Raw genomic sequence first — 19328 nt, forward strand, 5'->3', positions numbered from 1 at the left:
CGAAAAACTTAAAACAGGCTTATAGATTTCTTTCAGAAAACTTAATCTAAAATTTAGTTTGTAGTCTCTCCTACAAAGCTGCTCAACTGTCTCCTAGACTATTGAGGTAATGAATGAAGAAAACAAAGTTTTTGTCAACAGCACTTTTTCAAGCTTGAAAAGCAAACGAAAAGTGACTTACTTTCAAGTTTTATCTGCAACGACGCAGTGTTTTGCGCAATTAGTTACTTCGTCGTTGCTTTATTACACAGTATGCTTTGAGGCTGGATTTTGTTCCAGCCTCTTTTTCGTTTCATCTTCTAATCCAAGTAGTCCTGCTTGTCCAAATAAAGTGCTACAATATGCCAATCTGCATGCGTTCTCCAATCAGAAATGGACACAATTTGACTAGCGACTTTTCTGGCTTCTTCTAAAATTGGATAATCCTCTACAATATCCGCCACTTGAAACTCTGGAATCCCTGATTGACGCGTGCCGAAGATTTCACCAGAACCACGTATTTTCAAATCTTCCTCAGCTAAGACGAAACCGTTAGTCGTTTCCGTCATGATTTTCATGCGCTTCTTACCAGATTCAGTCTTGGGATTAGCCACGAGAACCGCATAAGATTGCTTGTCTCCACGTCCTACCCGACCACGTAACTGGTGGAGCTGACTGAGCCCAAATCGATCCGCATCCATGATTAGCATGACCGTAGCATTGGGGACATTGACACCGACTTCAATAACAGTCGTGGAAACCAGAATGTCAATTTTTCCTTTCTTAAAATCCTGCATAATGGTATCTTTTTCTTCGCTCTTCATTTTACCATGTAGCAGAGCTACTTGTGCTTTGTCACCGAAATAAGCCTTTAATTCCTCTTCCAAAGCAATAGCATTTTTCAGATCCAGGGCTTCCGACTCCTCAATCAAAGGAGAGATGACATAGACCTGAGCACCTCGTTGCAGCTCTTTCCTCAACCAATCCAGAACTACTTCCAGCTGCTCATGCTTGACCCAACGAGTGATAATCGGCTTACGCCCAGCTGGCATTTGGTCAATAAGTGACACATCCATATCACCAAAAGCAGTGATCGCAAGCGTCCTCGGAATCGGTGTTGCAGTCATCATGAGCACATCAGGATTATTTCCTTTTTCCCGCAAAATTCGTCTCTGTCCCACTCCAAAGCGGTGCTGTTCATCAATAATCACCAGACCAAGCTGATGATATGTCACACTTTCTTGAATCAAAGCATGAGTACCGACAATCATATCTACCTGACCAGTCTCAATCGCTTCTAGTGCTTCTTTTCGTTCTGCCTGCTTCATTCCTCCTGTCAACAGAATTATCCGTAGTTCAGGAAAAAGTTGGCTCAAGCTATCAAAATGCTGCTCTGCCAAAATTTCAGTCGGTACCATAAGAGCAGATTGCAAACCAGCTGTATAGGTAGCGTACATAGCTAGACCCGCAACCACCGTCTTTCCACTACCCACATCTCCCTGCAAAAGCCGGTTCATGTGGGTTGGTGCTTTCATATCTTGTAGAATTTCATCAAGACTCCGCTTCTGGGCAGCTGTCAATTCAAAAGGTAGCAGTGTCAGCTTTTTTTCTAATAAATCATCTCGCCAAGGAATAGCTAACCCTTGACTCGCATTCTTGCTTTCGCTCTTTAGGACCTGTAACTGCATTTGAAAGTAAAAAAGCTCTTCAAACTTGACCCGACGCAAGGCTTGTTTGTATTCTGTTAAGTCTTTTGGAAAATGCATTGCTCGTACGGCCTGACTGCGTTCCACTAACTGATAGCGCTCCAGCAGAATTTGAGGCAGATTTTCTTCCAACAGAAGTTCTAAGCCTTGGTCAAAAGCTGTCTTAATGACTTTCACCAAACTAGCTTGACTAATCCCTTGTGCCACTCGATAGACAGGCTGTAAGTCATCCTCCACTTGTGCTAAAATTTTCATACCTGTCAGACTCGCTTTTGCTTTATCCCATTTCCCGAAAATAGAAATGGTTGAACCAACCTCCACTTTGTCTGCCAGATAGGGTTGGTTAAAAAAATTGACTGCAAGCACCACTTCGCCTTGTTTTATAGTAAAACGTAGACGATTACGTTTATAGCCATAATACTGCACATTGGCTGGCGTAACGACAAGTCCTGAGATAACCGCCTTTTCACCATCTTCCAGTTCTAACACATTCTTACTTTTAAAATCTTCATAGCGAAATGGAAAATAGAGTAGTAAATCCTGTAGGTTTTCAATTCCCAGCCTAGTAAACTTTTCAGCAGATTTCGGTCCTACACCCGGCAGAACCGTTAAAGGTTGGTGTAAATTCATAATTCCTCTTTCAGTTCTGTTTCTTAAGAATTTATAAAAGCAGGCTAAAACAGACACCCTCCAATAGCTCTTTGGATTGTTTCCGACTACTTTTAGATTTCAACTCATTCTTTGTAAACTCTAGGGACGCGGTCACTGATCAAACAAACCACCTCGTAATTGATGGTTTCCCGTTTTTCTGCCACATCTGTTGCAGAAATAGCTTCTTTACCACTTTCACCGATAAGGACAACTGACGTTCCAATAGGATAAAACTGAGGTAAACGAACAGTAATCTGATCCATAGATACGCGTCCAACAATGGGACAAGGATTCCCGTCAACTAAAACATTAAAGCCTTGCATATCTCGCGTCCAGCCATCAGCATAGCCCAGTGGAATCGTTCCAATGAACTGTGGGCTATCACTAGTGTAAGTAGCTCCGTACCCTACATCTGCCCCTACTTCTAATTGCTTGACATGAACCAATTCTGAAACCAATGAAAGAGCTGGTTTGATGTCATAAGGCAGCTCCAAAACAGTTCCACTTGGATTAAGCCCATAAATGACATCGCCCAAACGGACTGCATTCATAATCGTCTCACTATGCCACAGAGTCGTTGCCGAATTACTAGCGTGAACAATCGGTGGAATAGTTTCTAATTGCCCTAAAATTTCTTTAAAACGTGCTAACTGTGCCTCAAATTTTTGCGTATCTGCTTCATCAGCTGTCGCAAAATGGGTGAAAATTCCTTTGACCTGAGCACCTGCCTTTTCCAAACGATGAATCGCTTCTTGAGCGTCTTGGCTATTTCGAAAACCAATCCGCCCCATTCCAGAATCAATTTTTATATGAACAACCAGTCCAGTTAGGTCTATGTCTGACTTCAAAAGCAAATCAATCCATTCTAAACTAGCCACCGTATAAGTAATCTTGTATTTAATTGAAAACGGAACAGACTGGATAGTTGATACTCCCAGAACCAGAATTTTTTTTGAAATACCAGCTTCTCTCAGCTCTACCGCTTCATCAATATTGGAAACACAAAAGCCATCCACAATTGGCTCAATAGATTGCGTAACAGCAACTGCACCGTGACCATAGGCGTCTGCCTTGACAACAGCCCATTTTTCTACATTGTCTGGAATATGCGCTGCAATTTGTTTAATATTAAATTGAATAGCAGCCAAATCCACAATAGCCTTAGTAGGCCGATGATTACTCGTTTTCATGATGTTCCTCCAAAATAACACTAGCTGTGACGACATTATCTGTGTGGCTGAGTGACACCCAGACCTTGCCAGAAAAAGGTGATTTGCTAAAAATAGGCGCTCCCTTTTCATCGTTTAAAATTTCTAAATCCTGAAAAGTGACACAGCCGATACCAGTCCCCCACGCTTTAGAAAAAGCCTCTTTAGCAGACCAACGCCCCGCCAAATATTCCATTTTTCGCTTACCAGTCAGTTTTTCAAATCGGTCAAATTCTGCGGCTGTCAAAACTTTCTTAGCAAAGCGAGCATTTTTTTCATAAACTTTTTGAATAGAAGAAATTTCCTCTATATCAATACCATGTCCTTTAATCATCTTTTTAAAAAGAGTTGAGACTAGTCTCAACTCCATCCTTTTTATTTTTCATTTTTAGATAGGGTAGTGTAAATTTCCTTGACTAATCTGACTGTATTATCCCAACCCAAACAAGGGTCTGTGATGGATTTTCCGAACACCTCAGGCTCATTTTGACGGCCATCTTCTAAGTAAGACTCGATCATAAAGCCGCGTACAACTTTTTTGATTTTCTCATTCCAATCACGGTTGATTAAAGTTTGACGGACAATTCGTACCTGTTCTAAATACTGTTTTCCAGAATTATCATGGTTGGTATCAATGATGATAAAAGGATTTTCTAAGCCCATTTTTTCATATTGAGCAATCGTATCTAGTAAATTATCATAGTAATAATTTGGGATGTTCTTTCCGTATTCATCAAGACCACCGCGCAAAATAGCATGCGCTAAGGGATTACCTGAAGTTTCTACTTCCTTACCAGCAAACAAGAAACTTTGTTTGTTTTGGGCTGCATAAATCCCATTAAACATAACATTAAGATTTCCAGAAGTGGGGTTTTTTAAACCAGTCGCAACGTCAGCTCCACTAGCTACAAAACGGTGTTGCTGATCTTCCACAGAACGCGCTCCAACAGCCATGTAAGAAATCAAATCATCTACCAAAGGAAGATTTTCCGGATACAACATTTCATCAGCAGTCGTCATTCCTGTTTCTGTAATCACACGATAGTGCAAATTGCGTACTGCTTTAATGCCGTTGATTAAACTTGGGGCTGCTTTCGCATTTGGTTGATGAATCAAGCCTTTATAGCCGTCACCATTGGTACGAGGTTTTGCCGTATACACACGCATCACCATAAAAATACGGTCTTTTACCTCTTCTTGAAGGGCAGATAAACGTTTTGCATATTCTAGAACAGCCGCTTCATTGTCAGAAGAACACGGACCGATGACTAGCAGAATGCGGTCATCTTCTCCGCGAATAATTGCGTTTAGTTCCCGATCTCGTGCTTCTTTTTTGGCTAAAGCATCTCCTTTTAATTTCGATAGATTGCGAACCTTTGCTACGTCAATTGGCTGACTAGTTGCTTTAAATGTCATAATCTCCCTCTCTTTACACTACTTATCTGTGGCGTCCGTGACAATTTTTGAATTTCTTCCCTGAACCACATGGACATAAGTCATTGCGCTTCACTTTTGTCAAATCGATATCACTAGGTAAGCCAGATTTTTGTGCTGCAATATTACGTGTTGCCGTTGTACTGATATGGTGTTCCGTCCGTGGACGCTCTTGCTCATGAATTTGAGCTTTCATCATCAGCCGTGTAACATCAAACTCAATCGAACCAATCATATCATTAAACATGCGGAAACTTTCTGCTTGATATTCAACAACCGGATTGTTTTGTGCATAACCTCGGAGTCCAACGGCATTACGTAATTGATCTAAAGCATCAATATGGTCAGTCCATTTATTGTCCACTACACGCAGAATCAAAACTTTTTGGAATTCTCTGACTGATTCTTCATCTCGCAATTTTGCGACCTGATTGTCATATACTTCCAGTGCTCGTTGATACAAGTTTTCCTTTATTTCATCATCTGATAAGTCGATTAAGTCTGATATGTTGATAGAATCTTCGGGCACCAGATTATATTTAGCAAAATTCACAATAGCTTCGATTTTTTCTTGCTGTTCGGCACGACTATTGCCATCTACAAAACGATTAATAGTCCGCTTCATCATAGCGTGAATTTCCGGTGCTAAATCACGATCAGCCGTAATGACATCATAACGTTGTGCATAGATAATCTCACGTTGCTCACGCATGACATCATCATATTGAAGGACTTGTTTACGTGTATCGTAATTGTTCCCTTCAACACGCTTTTGGGCTCCTTCCACTTGACGAGTAAACATTTTGGATTTGATAACCGACTCTTCTTCACTCATTTTGAAGCGTTCCATAACTGCTTTAATCCGCTCTGAACCAAAACGACGCATGAGCTCATCTTCAAGTGACAGATAAAATTGCGATTCCCCTGGATCTCCCTGACGTCCGGAACGACCACGAAGCTGATTATCGATACGACGACTTTCATGACGTTCTGTACCAATGACACAAAGTCCACCTAACTCGCGAACGCCTTCACCAAGTTTAATATCCGTACCACGACCAGCCATATTGGTTGCAATCGTTACAGCACCTCGCTGACCAGCATTCATAATGATTTGTGCTTCTTTATAGTGATTTTTCGCATTCAATACTTCATGAGGAACTCCAGCTTCGACTAATTTTTTAGAAATATAATCACTCGTTTCAACAGCGACCGTCCCCACAAGCACAGGTTGCCCTTTTTCATGACGAGCTTTCACATCTTGGACAACTGCTTTAAATTTTGATTCAATACTTGGATAAAGAAGGTCTGGGTGATCAATACGAGCCACCGGACGGTTTGTAGGAATCGGAATCACTCGAATATTATAAGTTTCGCGGAATTCTTCTTCTTCTGTCTTGGCCGTTCCCGTCATTCCTGACAATTTCTTATACATACGGAACAGATTTTGGTAAGTGATAGAAGCTGAGGTCTTCGTTTCATCCTGAATTGGTACACCTTCTTTAGCTTCAATTGCTTGGTGGAGTCCATCAGAATAGCGGCGACCTTCCATTGTCCGACCTGTAAATTGGTCAACAATCAAAATTTCCTGTTCTTCACTAACCACATAGTCAATGTCCAACAGCATAATATAATTTGCACGAAGAGCATTGTCAACAAAGTGAGTCAGTGCTACATTTTCAATGTCATACAGGTTTTCTAGTTTGAAATAACTTTCTGCCTTATCAATCCCCGAATCAGAAAGTCCAATAGTCTTAGACTGAACATCAATAATATAATCATCTTTGTTTAATGATTTTACAAAGCTATCTGCCATATGATAAAGCTGATTTGTATCAGACGAAGTTGGTCCGGACACAATTAAAGGGGTACGAGCTTCATCAATCAAAATGGAGTCCACTTCATCAACCAAAGCGTAGTTAAGTGGACGTTGCACCATATTTTCAGCACGCACTACCATATTGTCGCGCAAATAATCAAACCCAATCTCTGCATTCGTTGAATAGGTAATATCACAAGCGTAGGCTTCTTTCTTTTCTGCTGATGACTTTGCGGCAAGGTTAATACCAACAGAAAGTCCCAACCAAGAGTACAATTCACCCATTTCAGTTGCGTCACGTTCTGTCAGGTACTCATTTACTGTGACAACGTGTACACCTTCACCAGACAAAGCATTCAGATAAACCGGCATGGTCGCAGTCAAAGTCTTTCCTTCCCCTGTGCGCATTTCTGGTACATCTCCATGGTGTAAGACAATCCCGCCCATAATCTGTACGGGGTAAGGGAAGAGGCCCAACACACGTTTTGCGCCTTCACGAACAACTGCAAAGGCCTCATAAAGCAAATCATCTAATGACTCACCATTTTGATACCGCAACTTAAATTCATCTGTCTTTGCTTTCAAAGCCTCATCTGACAAAGCAGCCATTTCATCTTCATAAGCCATGACTTTCTTCGCCATTTTTTCTAATCTTCTTAATTCGCCTTTATCATTTTCGATAATTGTTCTTAAAATATTCGCCATTTCTTTCCTTACTTGTAATAATTCTTATTTTAAAATGTTCTTTTCATTATAGCATTTTTCACTATATCTTTCAAGAAAATAAAAGGATAAAAACGGCAGTTCCATTCAAAACTACCGTTCTATGTCCTTACTCTTTTAAGTGATAAGAATAACTAGCTACAACAACATTTTCATGCCATCTGAGAAAATATTTCAATTTCAAGCTCATTTGATTGTGCAGCATATTTTGCCAGCTATGATTTGGAATGAACTGTGGCACTAATACCGTTACGGTATAACCTTTCTTCTGCGCATTACGAGCGACTTTTGTCACATACTGTACTGTTGGTCTGATGATATTACGGTAACTTGTTTCTACATTGACAAATTGGATATCTGAAAAATAGTGTTTAAATTCACTTGCTACTTCCTCATCTTTTTCTTGTGTTTCTTTAGTAGATACGTGCATAGCAATCACTTCATCACCAATACTACAAGCATAATTCATCGCACCGGCACTAACACGCGTAACATTCCCAACAAGGACCAAAACCAGATTTCCTGCATAATTCACGCGTTCAATTTTTTCATTTAAACGCAATTGTTTAGCAACTTTATTATAATGATTTTTGATTGTTAAGAAAATCCAAAGCAAAATAATAATAATCGGGAAGAATGGCCAGATATCTCGCAAACGGAAAAGCAACAAAATCGCCACAATCGTGTAACAAATTGCTGCACCCAGAATATTTGTTACAGAATATTTTAAGAAATGTTTTCCATGCTGTTTGCGCCAATGTACGACCATTCCTGTTTGAGAAAGCGCAAAAGGTACAAATACACCAATCGTATAAAGTGGAATGAGCCGCTCAGTATTTCCATTGAAAATCAACAAAAGAAAAATTGCACCAATGGCCAAGGTCAAAATCCCATTTGAATAACCAAGGCGAGCACCTTTCTCCATATACATATGTGGCATATATTTATTTTTTGCCATATTGTAAGATAGCATAGGAAAGGCCGAAAAGCCTGTATTAGCTGCTACAGCAAGAATGAGTGCTGTTGACAGTTGGAAAATATAAAAGAGAAGCCGCCCAATAGGTGAATTTCCCAAAATAGCTTGTGCCATTTGAGCGAGTATTGTAACGTCTTTTATCGGAACGATTCCAATCCAGTAGTTTAAAAAAGTAATACCGGCAAACATGAAGCCTAAAATGGCAGCCATAATTGCTAATGTTTTCGCTGCATTTTCAGCTTTTGGTGTTTTGAAAAATGGGACAGAATTTGAAATAGCTTCCACACCTGTCAGAGAAGCTGAACCGCTCGTAAAAGCACGTAACAGAAGCACTAAGCTAACGCCTGAGATAGATTTTCCAATTGGCGCTGTTGCATGATAAGATAAATTTCCCAGCAATAATTGCAATAAGCCAAAGCCAATCAAGAAAACAGTGCTTGCGATAAACAAATACACTGGAATCATAAGAGAAACTGCAGATTCCCGCAATCCGCGTAAGTTCATTAGCATTAAAGCCAGCACTAAAACGATCGAAATATGCAAGTTATATGGGTGCAATGCAGGAATAGCTGACGTAATCGCATCTGCCCCAGACGAAACAGATACCGCTACCGTCAACATATAATCAACCAGCAAACTACCACCTGAAATCAGACCAGCTTTTGGTGAAAGATTTTCCGTTGTAACCATATAAGCCCCACCACCTTGTGGATAGGCATGAATCACCTGACGATATGAAATAGTCAAACTAGCCAATAAAATCAGCACCACAATACCAATTGGCAACGACCACCAAATCGCGCCAGCAGATACAGATATCAAAACCAAAACAACTTGTTCAGGCCCATAAGCAATTGAAGACAGAGCATCACTTGATAACATGGCTAGGGCTTGTAGTTTTGTTAATAAGTTTCCTTCTTCTCCCTCATCACTTGATTTCAAAGGTCGACCAATAAAAATATTTTTCAACTTGGAAAACATATTTTTCTCCTAAATTTTTCAATATCAGCCATTATAACGCTTTTCTGAAATAGTATCAATGTTTTCTGAAAATGACATCGTTTTTTAATATAACTGATAATTTCTGCATAAATAAGAGAATAAAATAGACTACTATAATTCCTTTGAAATCATCTGTAAAAATGAGTAAACTAATGAACCACTACATCATGATGCTTTAGACTTATGCTTTTAAAGAGGTCAAGGAATTTCCCCCAACCTCTGATTTTTTATATCATTTTTTTACGGATGACTGACAATCATTTCAAGATCTTGTCCCTCAAAAGTCCAAGCCTCCAGATCGCTTGGTAAAATGAAATGGTCTCCTTTTGCAATCGGATAAGCTTTCTCATCTACTGTCAGCATCCCTTGTCCTGCCAACACACTCACCAATAAATAAGGAGCTGTTTTCTCAATCGCAACTTTCCCTGACACTTCCCATTTGTAAACGGCAAAGAAATCACTGGCAACCAAAAGGGTTGATTGCAAATCATCTGCTTTCACAGTAACTGGTCGACTATTGGCCGGCGCACCGATATTGAGTACATAAATGGATTTTTCTAGATGAAGCTCGCGCAAATTGCCTTGAGCGTCTTTTCGGTCGAAATCATAAACACGATAGGTAGTATCACTGGACTGTTGCGTTTCTAAAATCAAGATACCTGAGCCAATGGCGTGCATGGTGCCACTTGGAACATAGAAGAAGTCCCCAGCCTTGACTGGCACCTTGGTTAAGAGCTTCTCCCATTCTTTCTTTTCAATCTGCTGGCGCAACTCTTCTCGTGACTGAGCACTGTGTCCATAGATGATTTCTGCTCCTTCATCTGCCGCAATCACATACCAGCACTCGGTCTTTCCTAATTCTCCTTCGTGCTTCATAGCATAGTGGTCATCTGGATGAACTTGAACACTAAGCCAATCATTGGCATCCAAAATTTTGGTTAAAAGCGGAAAAACAGGCTCGTTGCTATTGCCAAACAATTCACGGTGCTCAGCATAGACTTTATCCAATCCTTGTCCTGCAAATCGACCGTTTTTTATAGTAGATACTCCGTGTGGATGAGCTGAAATCGCCCAGTATTCGCCTATTTTATCACTGGGAATTTCATAGCCGAATTCATCTCGTAGCTTCGTTCCGCCCCAGATTTTTTCCTGCATAACAGATTGTAAAAATAATGGTTCTGACATCATTTCCTCCTTTAATATTGTACAAACAACTTAAATATTTTTAACATCTAAAAGCGAATACCCTCTCGTGTCAAAGCGATTGCGACTTCTCGAGTACTCAATCGGACGCCCATTTTCGAGATAAACGACTTGTTCAACCTGCAAAAGTGGATCGTCATTTTGACAGTCCAGATACATTTTATCATATTCATCTGGCTTTTCAGCTGTGATATGGCGATAACTTCCGGCAAATTTTAAGTTTAATTCATCCCATAAATAAGCATAGATAGACTGAAGTAAAATAGTCTCATCCAATCCTGGCACCAAATCACACGGCATATAAGTGTGTTCCAACACATAGGGCTTCTCATCAAGCAGACGCAAACGTATGATTTTATAAACTGGCGTCGTCACTTCCACTTGCAGGCGCTCTGCAATCTCGGCTTCTGGGAATTCAACTGCAAACTGAATAATCTGACTCGTTAATTTTCGGTCATCATTTTTGAAATCTTGACTCAAGCCATTGTAATTATTCAAACGAAATTTTGAATCTTCTTTATCCCAAAAAGAGGAATTTAACACTCTCGTTCCATTTCCTTGTTTGGAAAAAATCAATCCCTCAATGGTTAGAATCTCAACAGCTTTTTTTATAGTCATTCGGCTAACACCGAACTCTTTTGATAATTCAGACTGAATAGGCAACATGGAGTCTACTGGGTAGACTCCATTTGCGATTCTATCTCGAAGTATATTTGCTATTTCTTCGTATTTAGGCATATGATAGCTCCTGCAAATCTGTCATTCATCTCATTATAATACAGAATCAGGTTGTTTGTCCAGCATACGAAGGAATGGATACCAGATAAATCCAACAATCACCATATCCACTAACTGAAGGACACCACCTAAAATGGAATTGGTTGCTAGCATTCCGCTAAAGAATACGGGCACCGTCCAAGGAACTGCCACTCCTGTTGGAGCTGGAACAATTCCTACTGCCATCACAATATAGTTAAACGCAGTCACAACAATCGGTGCTAAAACCCATGGAATCAGAATAGTCGCATTCAAAACGATTGGCAAGCCAAAGATAACTGGTTCATTGACATTGAATAGCCCCGCTCCAAGAGCAAGTCGTCCAACGTCCTTATACATTTTCTTTTTCAGAATAAAAGCCATAATGATAACTACAGCTAGCGTCATCCCAGAACCACCTAAACCAACAGTAAATGTTTCCATAAATGATTTGGAAATAATGTGTGGCAAATGCTTGCCAGCCTGATAAGCCTCTAAGTTATCCAACATCAATGTATTCCAAATTGGATCCATGACAGAATTAACAAGAATTTGTCCATGAAGTCCAAGAACCATAAAAATTGAACAAAGAAGATTGCCACTAAAGTTGCCCAGATACTACTTCCCAAGCCAACCAGCGGCGTTTGAATAACCTTATAAATAATATCATGAAGATTTGCATTGAAAAATCCTGTCAAACCAGCATTGACAAACAAGAATATGGAAAGAGTCAATACGGCAGGAATCAAAGCCGCAAACGACTTGGCTACTGCAGGCGGAACGCTGTCTGGCATTTTAATCTGCCAACCTTTTTTCGTTGCCCAGCAGTAGATTTCCGCTGCCAAAAATGCAACCAGCATTCCAAGGAACATCCCTTTTGCCCCTAAACGGTCTAAACTCAAGACGCCTGAAATTTTTTCACCTTTTTCTGGCATGGTATAAAAAGGTGTCAAAAGAAGAAAACTAGAAAAGGAAACTGCTTCTCCAAAAATTCCTTCCACATCATAAGATTTTGATAAATAATAGCCAATACCAAACGTTACAAAGATTGTCATAATTGACATCGTTGCATTTTGTCCACTGCCAAACAGATTAGACAAAGTAGCTTTCGTTGCATCATTAAAAAATGGCAAATTGTTAAATACCACTACAATTGAGCCAAACATCGTTAATGGAAAGGAGAGCATAAAGGCATCTCGTAAAACAGCCAAATAACGATTGGAAGCGAGTTTGTTTGCCAATGGCAACAACTTATCACCGATTTGATCTAGAAACTTGTTCATCAATCTTCCCTCTTTTTCTTTTTTGATACTCTAACTATACTATACTTTTTATAAATTGTCTATACTTTTTATATAAAAGATTGACTTTTTTTGAAAAAAAGTATAGTATTATATTGTAGACTATTTTTAAAAAGGAGAAAATATATGACATTTTTAACATTTCCAAAAGGCTTCTTTTGGGGAACTGCTTCCAGTGGGCCGCAAACAGAAGGTCGATTTGACGGTGATGGAAAAGGAGAGAATATCTGGGACTATTGATACAACAAAGAACCTGAAAAATTTTTCAACCATATTGGACCTGATAAAGCTTCCTATAATTATCAGTATTACAAAGAAGATGTGCAACTAATGAAAGCAACTGGACACAATTCTTTCCGCACTTCTATCCAATGGAGTCGTCTAATCCCAGAAGGCGTTGGTGCTGTTAATCCACAAGCCGTAGATTTTTACAATTCATTCATTGATGAACTGATTACAAATGGAATTGAACCATTTATTAACTTATACCATTTTGACATGCCAATGGCACTACAAGCAAAAGGTGGTTGGCTTAATCGGGAAACGGTTGATGCTTATGTAAACTTTGCAAAAACCTGCTTTAACCTATTTGGTGACCGCGTCAAATATTGGTTCACTCACAATGAACCCATTGTCCCCGTCGAAGGTGGTTACCTCTACAATTTCCACTATCCAAATGAAATCAACATGAAACACGCTGTACAGGTGGCTTTTCACGAAATGCTCGCCAGCAGCTTAGCTGTCAAAGCCTATCACGAAAAGCAAGATGGTAAAATTGGGATTATCCTCAACTTAACTCCAAGCTATCCGCGTGATGAGAATAATCCTGAAGACGTCAAAGCTGCTCAAATTGCAGATGCTTTCTTTAATCGCTCTTTCTTAGATCCTGCCATCAAAGGCGAATACACTGCTGATTTGATTGCTATCATTAAAGAATTGGATATGATGCCAGAATACACAGCTGAAGATTTGCAGACCATTAAAGAAAATACCATTGACTTGCTTGGTGTCAATTATTACCAGCCACGCCGAGTTAAAGCAAAGGAAAACCCTGCCGATAAAGACCCGCAGAATCCTATGCCAGATGATTTCTTTGACTACTACGATATGCCAGGTAAAAAAATGAACCCTTATCGCGGTTGGGAAATCTATGAAAAAAGGAATTTATGATATTATGATGAATGTCCGTGATAACTATGGAAATCTTCCTTGCTATATCTCAGAAAACGGCATGGGCGTCGAAGGTGAGGAGCGCTATATCAACGCCAATGGTCAAATTGAGGACGACTACCGTATTGACTTCATCAAAGATCACCTCCGTTACCTACACCAAGCCATTGAAGAAGGAGCTAACTGCATCGGCTATCATCTTTGGACTTGTATGGACAATTGGTCCTGGTGCAATGCCTACAAAAATCGCTATGGTCTCATTGCCGTTGACCTTGATAAGAAAGGAAAACGAACGATTAATAAATCAGGTTATTTCTTTAAAGAGTTGTCTGACAAAAATGGTTTTGAAGATTAAATGTGACAAAACTCCCCAAGGGTTCCGATACCTTGGGGAGTTTATGCTAAATAAAAGATAAAAAATAAACCTATAACATGTAACTAATTCACACAAACACTATAAGTTTATTCTTAGGAGGTTTATAAATAAATTATTTTTCTTCTAACTTTTTATATAATTCAAGCATCTCTAATGCCACTTCACGTAATGTCATTGTTGTCATCAAATGATCCTGTGCATGAACCATGATGATCTCAATCTTAATCTCAACACCACTTGCGTAATCTTGCAACAATTTCGTCTGTGCGTGATGTGCTTCAACCAACTCTGTATTCGCGGCTTCCAATTTTTGAGAAGCTTCATCGTAGTGACCAAGTCGCATCGCTGCAAATGCTTCGTGTACTGTTGCACGCGCAGTTCCACTATGAAGAATGATTTCAAATGCTGCTACTTGTAATTCTTCTGTATTCATAACATCCTCTTTATAGATTGTCTGTGACTCCTGTTGGGATTGGAACATAGGCTTGAGGTGGAATTTGAACAACTGGACGTCCAACTTTTTCTCCGAGGTCAGCAAATTGTTTAAAATACATTCTTGTTTGAGGACTAATTAAATAAAGATCAAATGCGGCAGATTCAATTACTTTATTTCCTTCTGTTGCTCCAATTGCTTCAACAGTAATATCTTGTCCTTGACCTTGAAGGTATTCAGTTGTCTTTTTAGCCATGAGAGAAGAAGACATCCCTGCTGCACAGATAATTAACGCTTTTGTCATGAAATTTCTCTTTAAAATTTTGTATATGAGGTAAGTTTTTATTAACAAATTACCTATCATTGAAATTAGTATAGCACAGTTTTTATTAAATATCTAGTCTTTTATATATAAAGATTATACTTTTTTAAAAATTTAATAACAAAAAACTCTTTCCGGTCAAAGTTTGACTAGAAAGAGTCCCTATTGTAATTTATCGTTTGTCATTTCCTTTACGCATACTCTGCGTCTTCATCGAATTGACTATTGTAAAGATCAGCATAGAAGCCATTTTCTTCCATCAATTGATCATGATTTCCTTGTTCAATGATATTGCCATCTCGCATGACCAAAATCAAATCAGCATTACGAATGGTCGACAAGCGGTGAGCAATGACGAAAGAAGTCCTTCCTTCCATCAACTTATCCATCGCTTTTTGGATCAATTCTTCTGTCCGCGTATCAACAGATGAAGTCGCTTCATCCAAGATAAGTAAGGGAGCATCCTTAAGAAGTGCACGCGCGATAGTCAGCAATTGCTTTTGCCCAACAGAAAGACTGACTGTGTCATCCAACACTGTATCGTATCCTTTTGGCAAAGTCTTGATAAAGTGATGAACCCCGACAGCTTTAGTCGCTGCCACAACCGCTTCATCAGAAATATTCTTCTGATTGTAAATCAAATTTTCTTTAATCGTTCCCTCAAATAACCAAGTGTCTTGAAGGACCATTGAGAAAGCATCATGCACTTCAGAGCGTTTCATTTGCTTGGTATCAACACCATCAATAGTAATCCGCCCTTTCTCAATTTCATAAAATTTCATCAACAGATTGACAATCGTCGTTTTCCCAGCACCGGTCGGACCAACAATAGCAATCTTTTGGCCGGCTTTGGCCTTGGCAGAAAAATCATGAATAATTGTTCGATCCGGATTGTAGCCAAAGAATACATTATCAAAGGTAACATCACCCTTTAAAGTTGTGAGCTGTTGAGACTTGTGCTCATCATTTTCCATTTCCGGCTCTGCTAAAAACTCAAATACACGCCCCATAGCAGCACTAGCTTGTTGAAGAGTGGTAATCCCTTGTGCAATTTGGGACAATGGTTGAGAAAAAGTCCGTACATATACCATAAAGGCAACAATCGTCCCCATCGTGACATCACCATTCAATGCCATGCTCGCTCCAACCAATACGACCATCACATAACCAAAGTTCCCTATAAATATCATTAACGGCATCATAATCCCTGAAATGAATTGTGATTTCCACATACTACTATAAAGATTCGTATTAAGCATTTGAAAGGCTTTTTTTGATTCTTCGGTAGCATTATAGCTGACAATGACATTGTGACCAGAATACATCTCTTCCACATATCCATTGACACTAGCAAGATTCTCTTGTTGTGCGCGGAAAAACCGTTGTGATTTGCCCATAATCAACGCAACAAAGACAAAACCAATCAAAACCGATCCAATCGTTACAAAGGATAGAACCACGTTGTTATAAAACATCATAAAGAGAACAGCAATAAGAAGCAAACTTGATGAAATCACTATGCCTAAACTTTGGTTCAGAGATTGTCCAACAGTATCCACGTCATTAGTGACTCGTGAAAGAGTGTCCCCTTGCGAATGGCTATCAAAATACCGCAAGGGTAATTTATTAATTTTCTCCTCAATGGCTGTCCGTAAACGTTTTGAAAAATGCTGAACAACGGACGAAATAATAAAGGATTGCATATAATTTAATACAGTACCCACCGCATATAAAACGGCTAAGAAAAGAGCAATATTAGAGATCGCCTTCAGATCAATCCGACTTCTCATTCCTTCTGTGATAAGATTGGTAATTTCTTTTAATTTGACCGGACCATAAACCGTGATAACACTAGATAGCATTGCTCCCACAAATGCAACGAGCAATGGAAACTGGAATCCTTTAATATAGGGTTTCACTTGGCTAAATAAAGATGATTTTTTATTTTCCATTTTCCAATTCCTCCTTTGATAATTGTGAGTAAGCAATTTCTTGATAAACTTCGTTTGTCGCTAGCAGCTCTTTGTGAGTTCCTTGCCCAACAACTTTCCCTTTATCCAACACCAAGATCTGATCAGCATCCATGATCGTTGAAATCCGCTGAGCTACGATCAATCTGGTTGTAGCTTTCACTTTTTTCGCCAATTCTTCTCGCAAAATACGGTCTGTCTTATAGTCCAGTGCTGAAAATGAATCGTCAAAAATCAGAATTTCAGGTTTCCTAGCAAGTGCACGTGCAATCGCCAGCCGCTGCTTTTGACCACCAGAGAAATTGGTTCCGCTTTGTGCAACCTCTGAGTTCAGACCACCTTCTTTTTCTTCAACAAATGATTTCGCTTGTGCCAAGTCCAACGCAGACCACATTTTTTCATCATCCAATGGACTTTCATTGCTTTGTCCAAAATCTAAATTACTCTTTATATCACCAGAAAAGAGAACAGCTTTTTGTGGAATGTAGCCAATTTTATTATGCAAATCTTCCAACTGATAATCTTTTACATTCACGCCATCTACTAAAATTCTTCCTTCTGTCACATCATAGAAACGAGGAATTAAACTAATTAGGGTTGATTTCCCAGAACCAGTTGATCCGATGAAAGCTACCGTTTCGCCCGCTTTAGCTGTAAAGCTAACATGTTCAATGACAGCCTCAGAGTTTTTAGTATAGCGGAAAGAAACATTGTCAAATACCACTTCACCTTTGACATCTTTAGCTGTTTTGGGTTGCATTGGAGATTCAATCGTGGAATGCAAATCAAGTACCTCATTAATCCGCCCCGCAGACACCAAGGTACGAGGAAGAACGATAAACAGAGCAGCCATGAGCATGAAGCCCATTACGACCTGCATAGCATAGGACATAAAGACAACCATGTCACTAAAGATTGGCAAACGTCCTGATAAAACTGCATCTTGAATCAAGTAAGCACCAATCCAGTATATTGCCAAGGTCAAACCACTCGAAATCCCCATCATAATCGGATTTAAAATAGCCATGAGCCGACTAACAAAGAGATTCAACCGAGTCACTTCATCATTTGCCCCTGCAAATTTATCATCCTGATAGTCTTCAGCATTGTAAGCCCGAACAACACGAATCCCTGTTAGACTTTCACGCGTAATACTATTTAACTTATCAGTCAACCGTTGAATAACAGATTGTTTTGGAAAGGCCAACGTCATCAAAACTGTCGTCATAATCATATTCACAATAACTGCGACAATAACTGCCCACAGCCAGTATTCTGATTTCCCAATGATTTTTGTAATCGCCCAAATCGCCATAATCGGCCCACGAGTCACGACTTGCAAGCCCATAGTAATCATAAGCTGAATTTGCGTAAGATCATTGGTTGTCCGCGTTAAAAGACTTGGAATAGAAAATCTCTTAATCTCAGCATTTGAATAATCCAGTACACGATTGAAAATATCTGAGCGCAAGCTCGTTGTAAAGCTAGCTGCCAATCTAGCCGCAATAAAACCAACTACCACAGCACTGAGAAAACTAGCAAATGACAATCCAATCATTTTCAAGCCCGGATTCCACAAATCAGAAATAACTGTTCCTCTCGTCTGTAAGAGTTCCGTAATTTTTGAAATATAGGTTGGAACCTCTAAGTCCAAATAAACTGCCAAACAAGTAAATAAGATACTGATGATAATCAGCCCTACTTCTTTGACAGTTAAACGTTTAAACAATTTAACCATTCGCTTCTCCTTTTCCTATTTTTTCAATATTCTGGTAAAATTTTCCCATTACCTGAAAAAAAGTCACCAAATCTTCTTCTGAAATGCCATTCAATAAGCAGCGATCCATCTCATCAAAGAAATCCCGAATTTTATTCATGCGCTCTTTTGATTCCGATGTCAAACGAATAATCTTAGCGCGCTTATCTGCTTCACTCACTTCCAGATAAATCAAGCCATTTTTAACCATTCGCTTCATTAAATTACTAGCAACTGACTTGGTAATTCCCAACTCCTGCTCAATATCTTTAATAAAGGTCATCTTGCCACAATCTTCTCGATGATTCACAAAATGCAATACTTGCCCTTGTGGACCCGCCATAAATTCAATCCCTCGCTCTTTGGCAATTTTTTGAATCATCAGATGTGTCTTCCGTCCAAATCGCTTGAATTCCAATAATGGTTTTTCCATTTGATTTCCTTTCAAATAGTTCTCTAGAGAACCAGTTAGTTTTCATGAGAACTATTTTACTATAATTCAAATGAATGTCAAGTAATAAGTTTCTATGAGAACTATTTTTA

Annotated in this window: 13 protein-coding genes and 2 pseudogenes; 1 reads left to right on the forward strand and 14 read right to left on the reverse strand. The window is 39.3% G+C overall.

The window, feature by feature from the left end:
* Positions 1-299: 299 nt before the first annotated feature.
* From recG to HMPREF1514_RS05765, 9 genes and pseudogenes are all read right to left on the reverse strand, one after another.
* Positions 300-2315, reverse strand: coding sequence for an ATP-dependent DNA helicase RecG (gene recG / locus HMPREF1514_RS05725; protein ID WP_037597926.1), 2016 nt, complete (start codon positions 2313-2315; stop codon positions 300-302).
* Positions 2316-2419: 104 nt separating this feature from the next.
* Positions 2420-3526 (reverse strand): alanine racemase, encoded by a 1107-nt coding sequence (alr, locus tag HMPREF1514_RS05730; RefSeq protein WP_037597928.1) that lies wholly within the window; start codon positions 3524-3526, stop codon positions 2420-2422.
* A complete protein-coding gene (acpS, locus tag HMPREF1514_RS05735) occupies positions 3513-3878 on the reverse strand; it encodes a holo-ACP synthase (RefSeq protein WP_025271655.1) in 366 nt (121 codons plus the stop codon). Before acpS ends, alr begins: the two co-directional genes overlap by 14 nt.
* Before the next feature lie 41 nt (positions 3879-3919).
* Positions 3920-4960, reverse strand: coding sequence for a 3-deoxy-7-phosphoheptulonate synthase (locus tag HMPREF1514_RS05740; RefSeq protein ID WP_003070524.1), 1041 nt, complete (start codon positions 4958-4960; stop codon positions 3920-3922).
* A gap of 22 nt (positions 4961-4982) precedes the next feature.
* A complete protein-coding gene (gene secA, locus HMPREF1514_RS05745; protein ID WP_006267982.1) occupies positions 4983-7502 on the reverse strand; it encodes a preprotein translocase subunit SecA in 2520 nt (839 codons plus the stop codon).
* Positions 7503-7629: 127 nt separating this feature from the next.
* Positions 7630-9477 carry an APC family permease gene (locus HMPREF1514_RS05750; protein ID WP_037597929.1) on the reverse strand — a complete coding sequence of 616 codons (1848 nt, stop codon included), beginning with the start codon at positions 9475-9477 and terminating at the stop codon, positions 7630-7632.
* Positions 9478-9738: 261 nt separating this feature from the next.
* Positions 9739-10683, reverse strand: a complete 945-nt coding sequence (gene manA / locus HMPREF1514_RS05755) for a mannose-6-phosphate isomerase, class I (protein WP_037597930.1) — start codon at positions 10681-10683, stop codon at positions 9739-9741.
* 30 nt (positions 10684-10713) lie between these two features.
* Positions 10714-11439 carry a GntR family transcriptional regulator gene (locus tag HMPREF1514_RS05760; protein ID WP_037597932.1) on the reverse strand — a complete coding sequence of 242 codons (726 nt, stop codon included), beginning with the start codon at positions 11437-11439 and terminating at the stop codon, positions 10714-10716.
* A 33-nt stretch (positions 11440-11472) separates the two neighbouring features.
* A pseudogene (locus HMPREF1514_RS05765) lies at positions 11473-12668 on the reverse strand (PTS sugar transporter subunit IIC).
* 216 nt (positions 12669-12884) lie between these two features.
* Here HMPREF1514_RS05765 and HMPREF1514_RS05770 point away from each other — a divergent pair.
* Positions 12885-14283, forward strand: a pseudogene (locus HMPREF1514_RS05770) (glycoside hydrolase family 1 protein).
* Positions 14284-14416: 133 nt separating this feature from the next.
* Here the strand turns inward: HMPREF1514_RS05770 and HMPREF1514_RS05775 are convergent.
* The 5 genes from HMPREF1514_RS05775 to HMPREF1514_RS05795 form a co-directional block, all read right to left on the reverse strand.
* Entirely contained in the window at positions 14417-14737 is a 321-nt protein-coding gene (locus HMPREF1514_RS05775) for a PTS cellobiose transporter subunit IIA (RefSeq protein ID WP_021002019.1), read from the reverse strand.
* A gap of 10 nt (positions 14738-14747) precedes the next feature.
* Complete coding sequence (locus tag HMPREF1514_RS05780) at positions 14748-15041, reverse strand: PTS cellobiose transporter subunit IIB (RefSeq protein ID WP_037597936.1); 294 nt, start codon at positions 15039-15041, stop codon at positions 14748-14750.
* Between the two features lie 209 nt (positions 15042-15250).
* Positions 15251-17011 carry an ABC transporter ATP-binding protein gene (locus HMPREF1514_RS05785; protein ID WP_037597939.1) on the reverse strand — a complete coding sequence of 587 codons (1761 nt, stop codon included), beginning with the start codon at positions 17009-17011 and terminating at the stop codon, positions 15251-15253.
* Entirely contained in the window at positions 17001-18767 is a 1767-nt protein-coding gene (locus tag HMPREF1514_RS05790; protein ID WP_037597941.1) for an ABC transporter ATP-binding protein, read from the reverse strand. Before HMPREF1514_RS05790 ends, HMPREF1514_RS05785 begins: the two co-directional genes overlap by 11 nt.
* A complete protein-coding gene (locus tag HMPREF1514_RS05795; protein ID WP_037597943.1) occupies positions 18760-19218 on the reverse strand; it encodes a MarR family winged helix-turn-helix transcriptional regulator in 459 nt (152 codons plus the stop codon). The genes HMPREF1514_RS05790 and HMPREF1514_RS05795 overlap by 8 nt, the downstream gene beginning before the upstream one ends.
* Between the last annotated feature and the right edge of the window lie 110 nt (positions 19219-19328).

Source organism: Streptococcus sp. AS20, from assembly GCF_000524255.1.
Lineage (GTDB): Bacteria > Bacillota > Bacilli > Lactobacillales > Streptococcaceae > Streptococcus > Streptococcus constellatus.

Coding starts and splice junctions, on each gene's coding strand:
- recG (WP_037597926.1), bottom strand. CDS start 2,315: ATGAATTTACACCAACCTTTAACGGTTCTGCCGGGTGTAGGACCGAAA.
- alr (WP_037597928.1), bottom strand. CDS start 3,526: ATGAAAACGAGTAATCATCGGCCTACTAAGGCTATTGTGGATTTGGCT.
- acpS (WP_025271655.1), bottom strand. CDS start 3,878: ATGATTAAAGGACATGGTATTGATATAGAGGAAATTTCTTCTATTCAA.
- HMPREF1514_RS05740 (WP_003070524.1), bottom strand. CDS start 4,960: ATGACATTTAAAGCAACTAGTCAGCCAATTGACGTAGCAAAGGTTCGC.
- secA (WP_006267982.1), bottom strand. CDS start 7,502: ATGGCGAATATTTTAAGAACAATTATCGAAAATGATAAAGGCGAATTA.
- HMPREF1514_RS05750 (WP_037597929.1), bottom strand. CDS start 9,477: ATGTTTTCCAAGTTGAAAAATATTTTTATTGGTCGACCTTTGAAATCA.
- manA (WP_037597930.1), bottom strand. CDS start 10,683: ATGTCAGAACCATTATTTTTACAATCTGTTATGCAGGAAAAAATCTGG.
- HMPREF1514_RS05760 (WP_037597932.1), bottom strand. CDS start 11,439: ATGCCTAAATACGAAGAAATAGCAAATATACTTCGAGATAGAATCGCA.
- HMPREF1514_RS05775 (WP_021002019.1), bottom strand. CDS start 14,737: ATGAATACAGAAGAATTACAAGTAGCAGCATTTGAAATCATTCTTCAT.
- HMPREF1514_RS05780 (WP_037597936.1), bottom strand. CDS start 15,041: ATGACAAAAGCGTTAATTATCTGTGCAGCAGGGATGTCTTCTTCTCTC.
- HMPREF1514_RS05785 (WP_037597939.1), bottom strand. CDS start 17,011: ATGGAAAATAAAAAATCATCTTTATTTAGCCAAGTGAAACCCTATATT.
- HMPREF1514_RS05790 (WP_037597941.1), bottom strand. CDS start 18,767: ATGGTTAAATTGTTTAAACGTTTAACTGTCAAAGAAGTAGGGCTGATT.
- HMPREF1514_RS05795 (WP_037597943.1), bottom strand. CDS start 19,218: ATGGAAAAACCATTATTGGAATTCAAGCGATTTGGACGGAAGACACAT.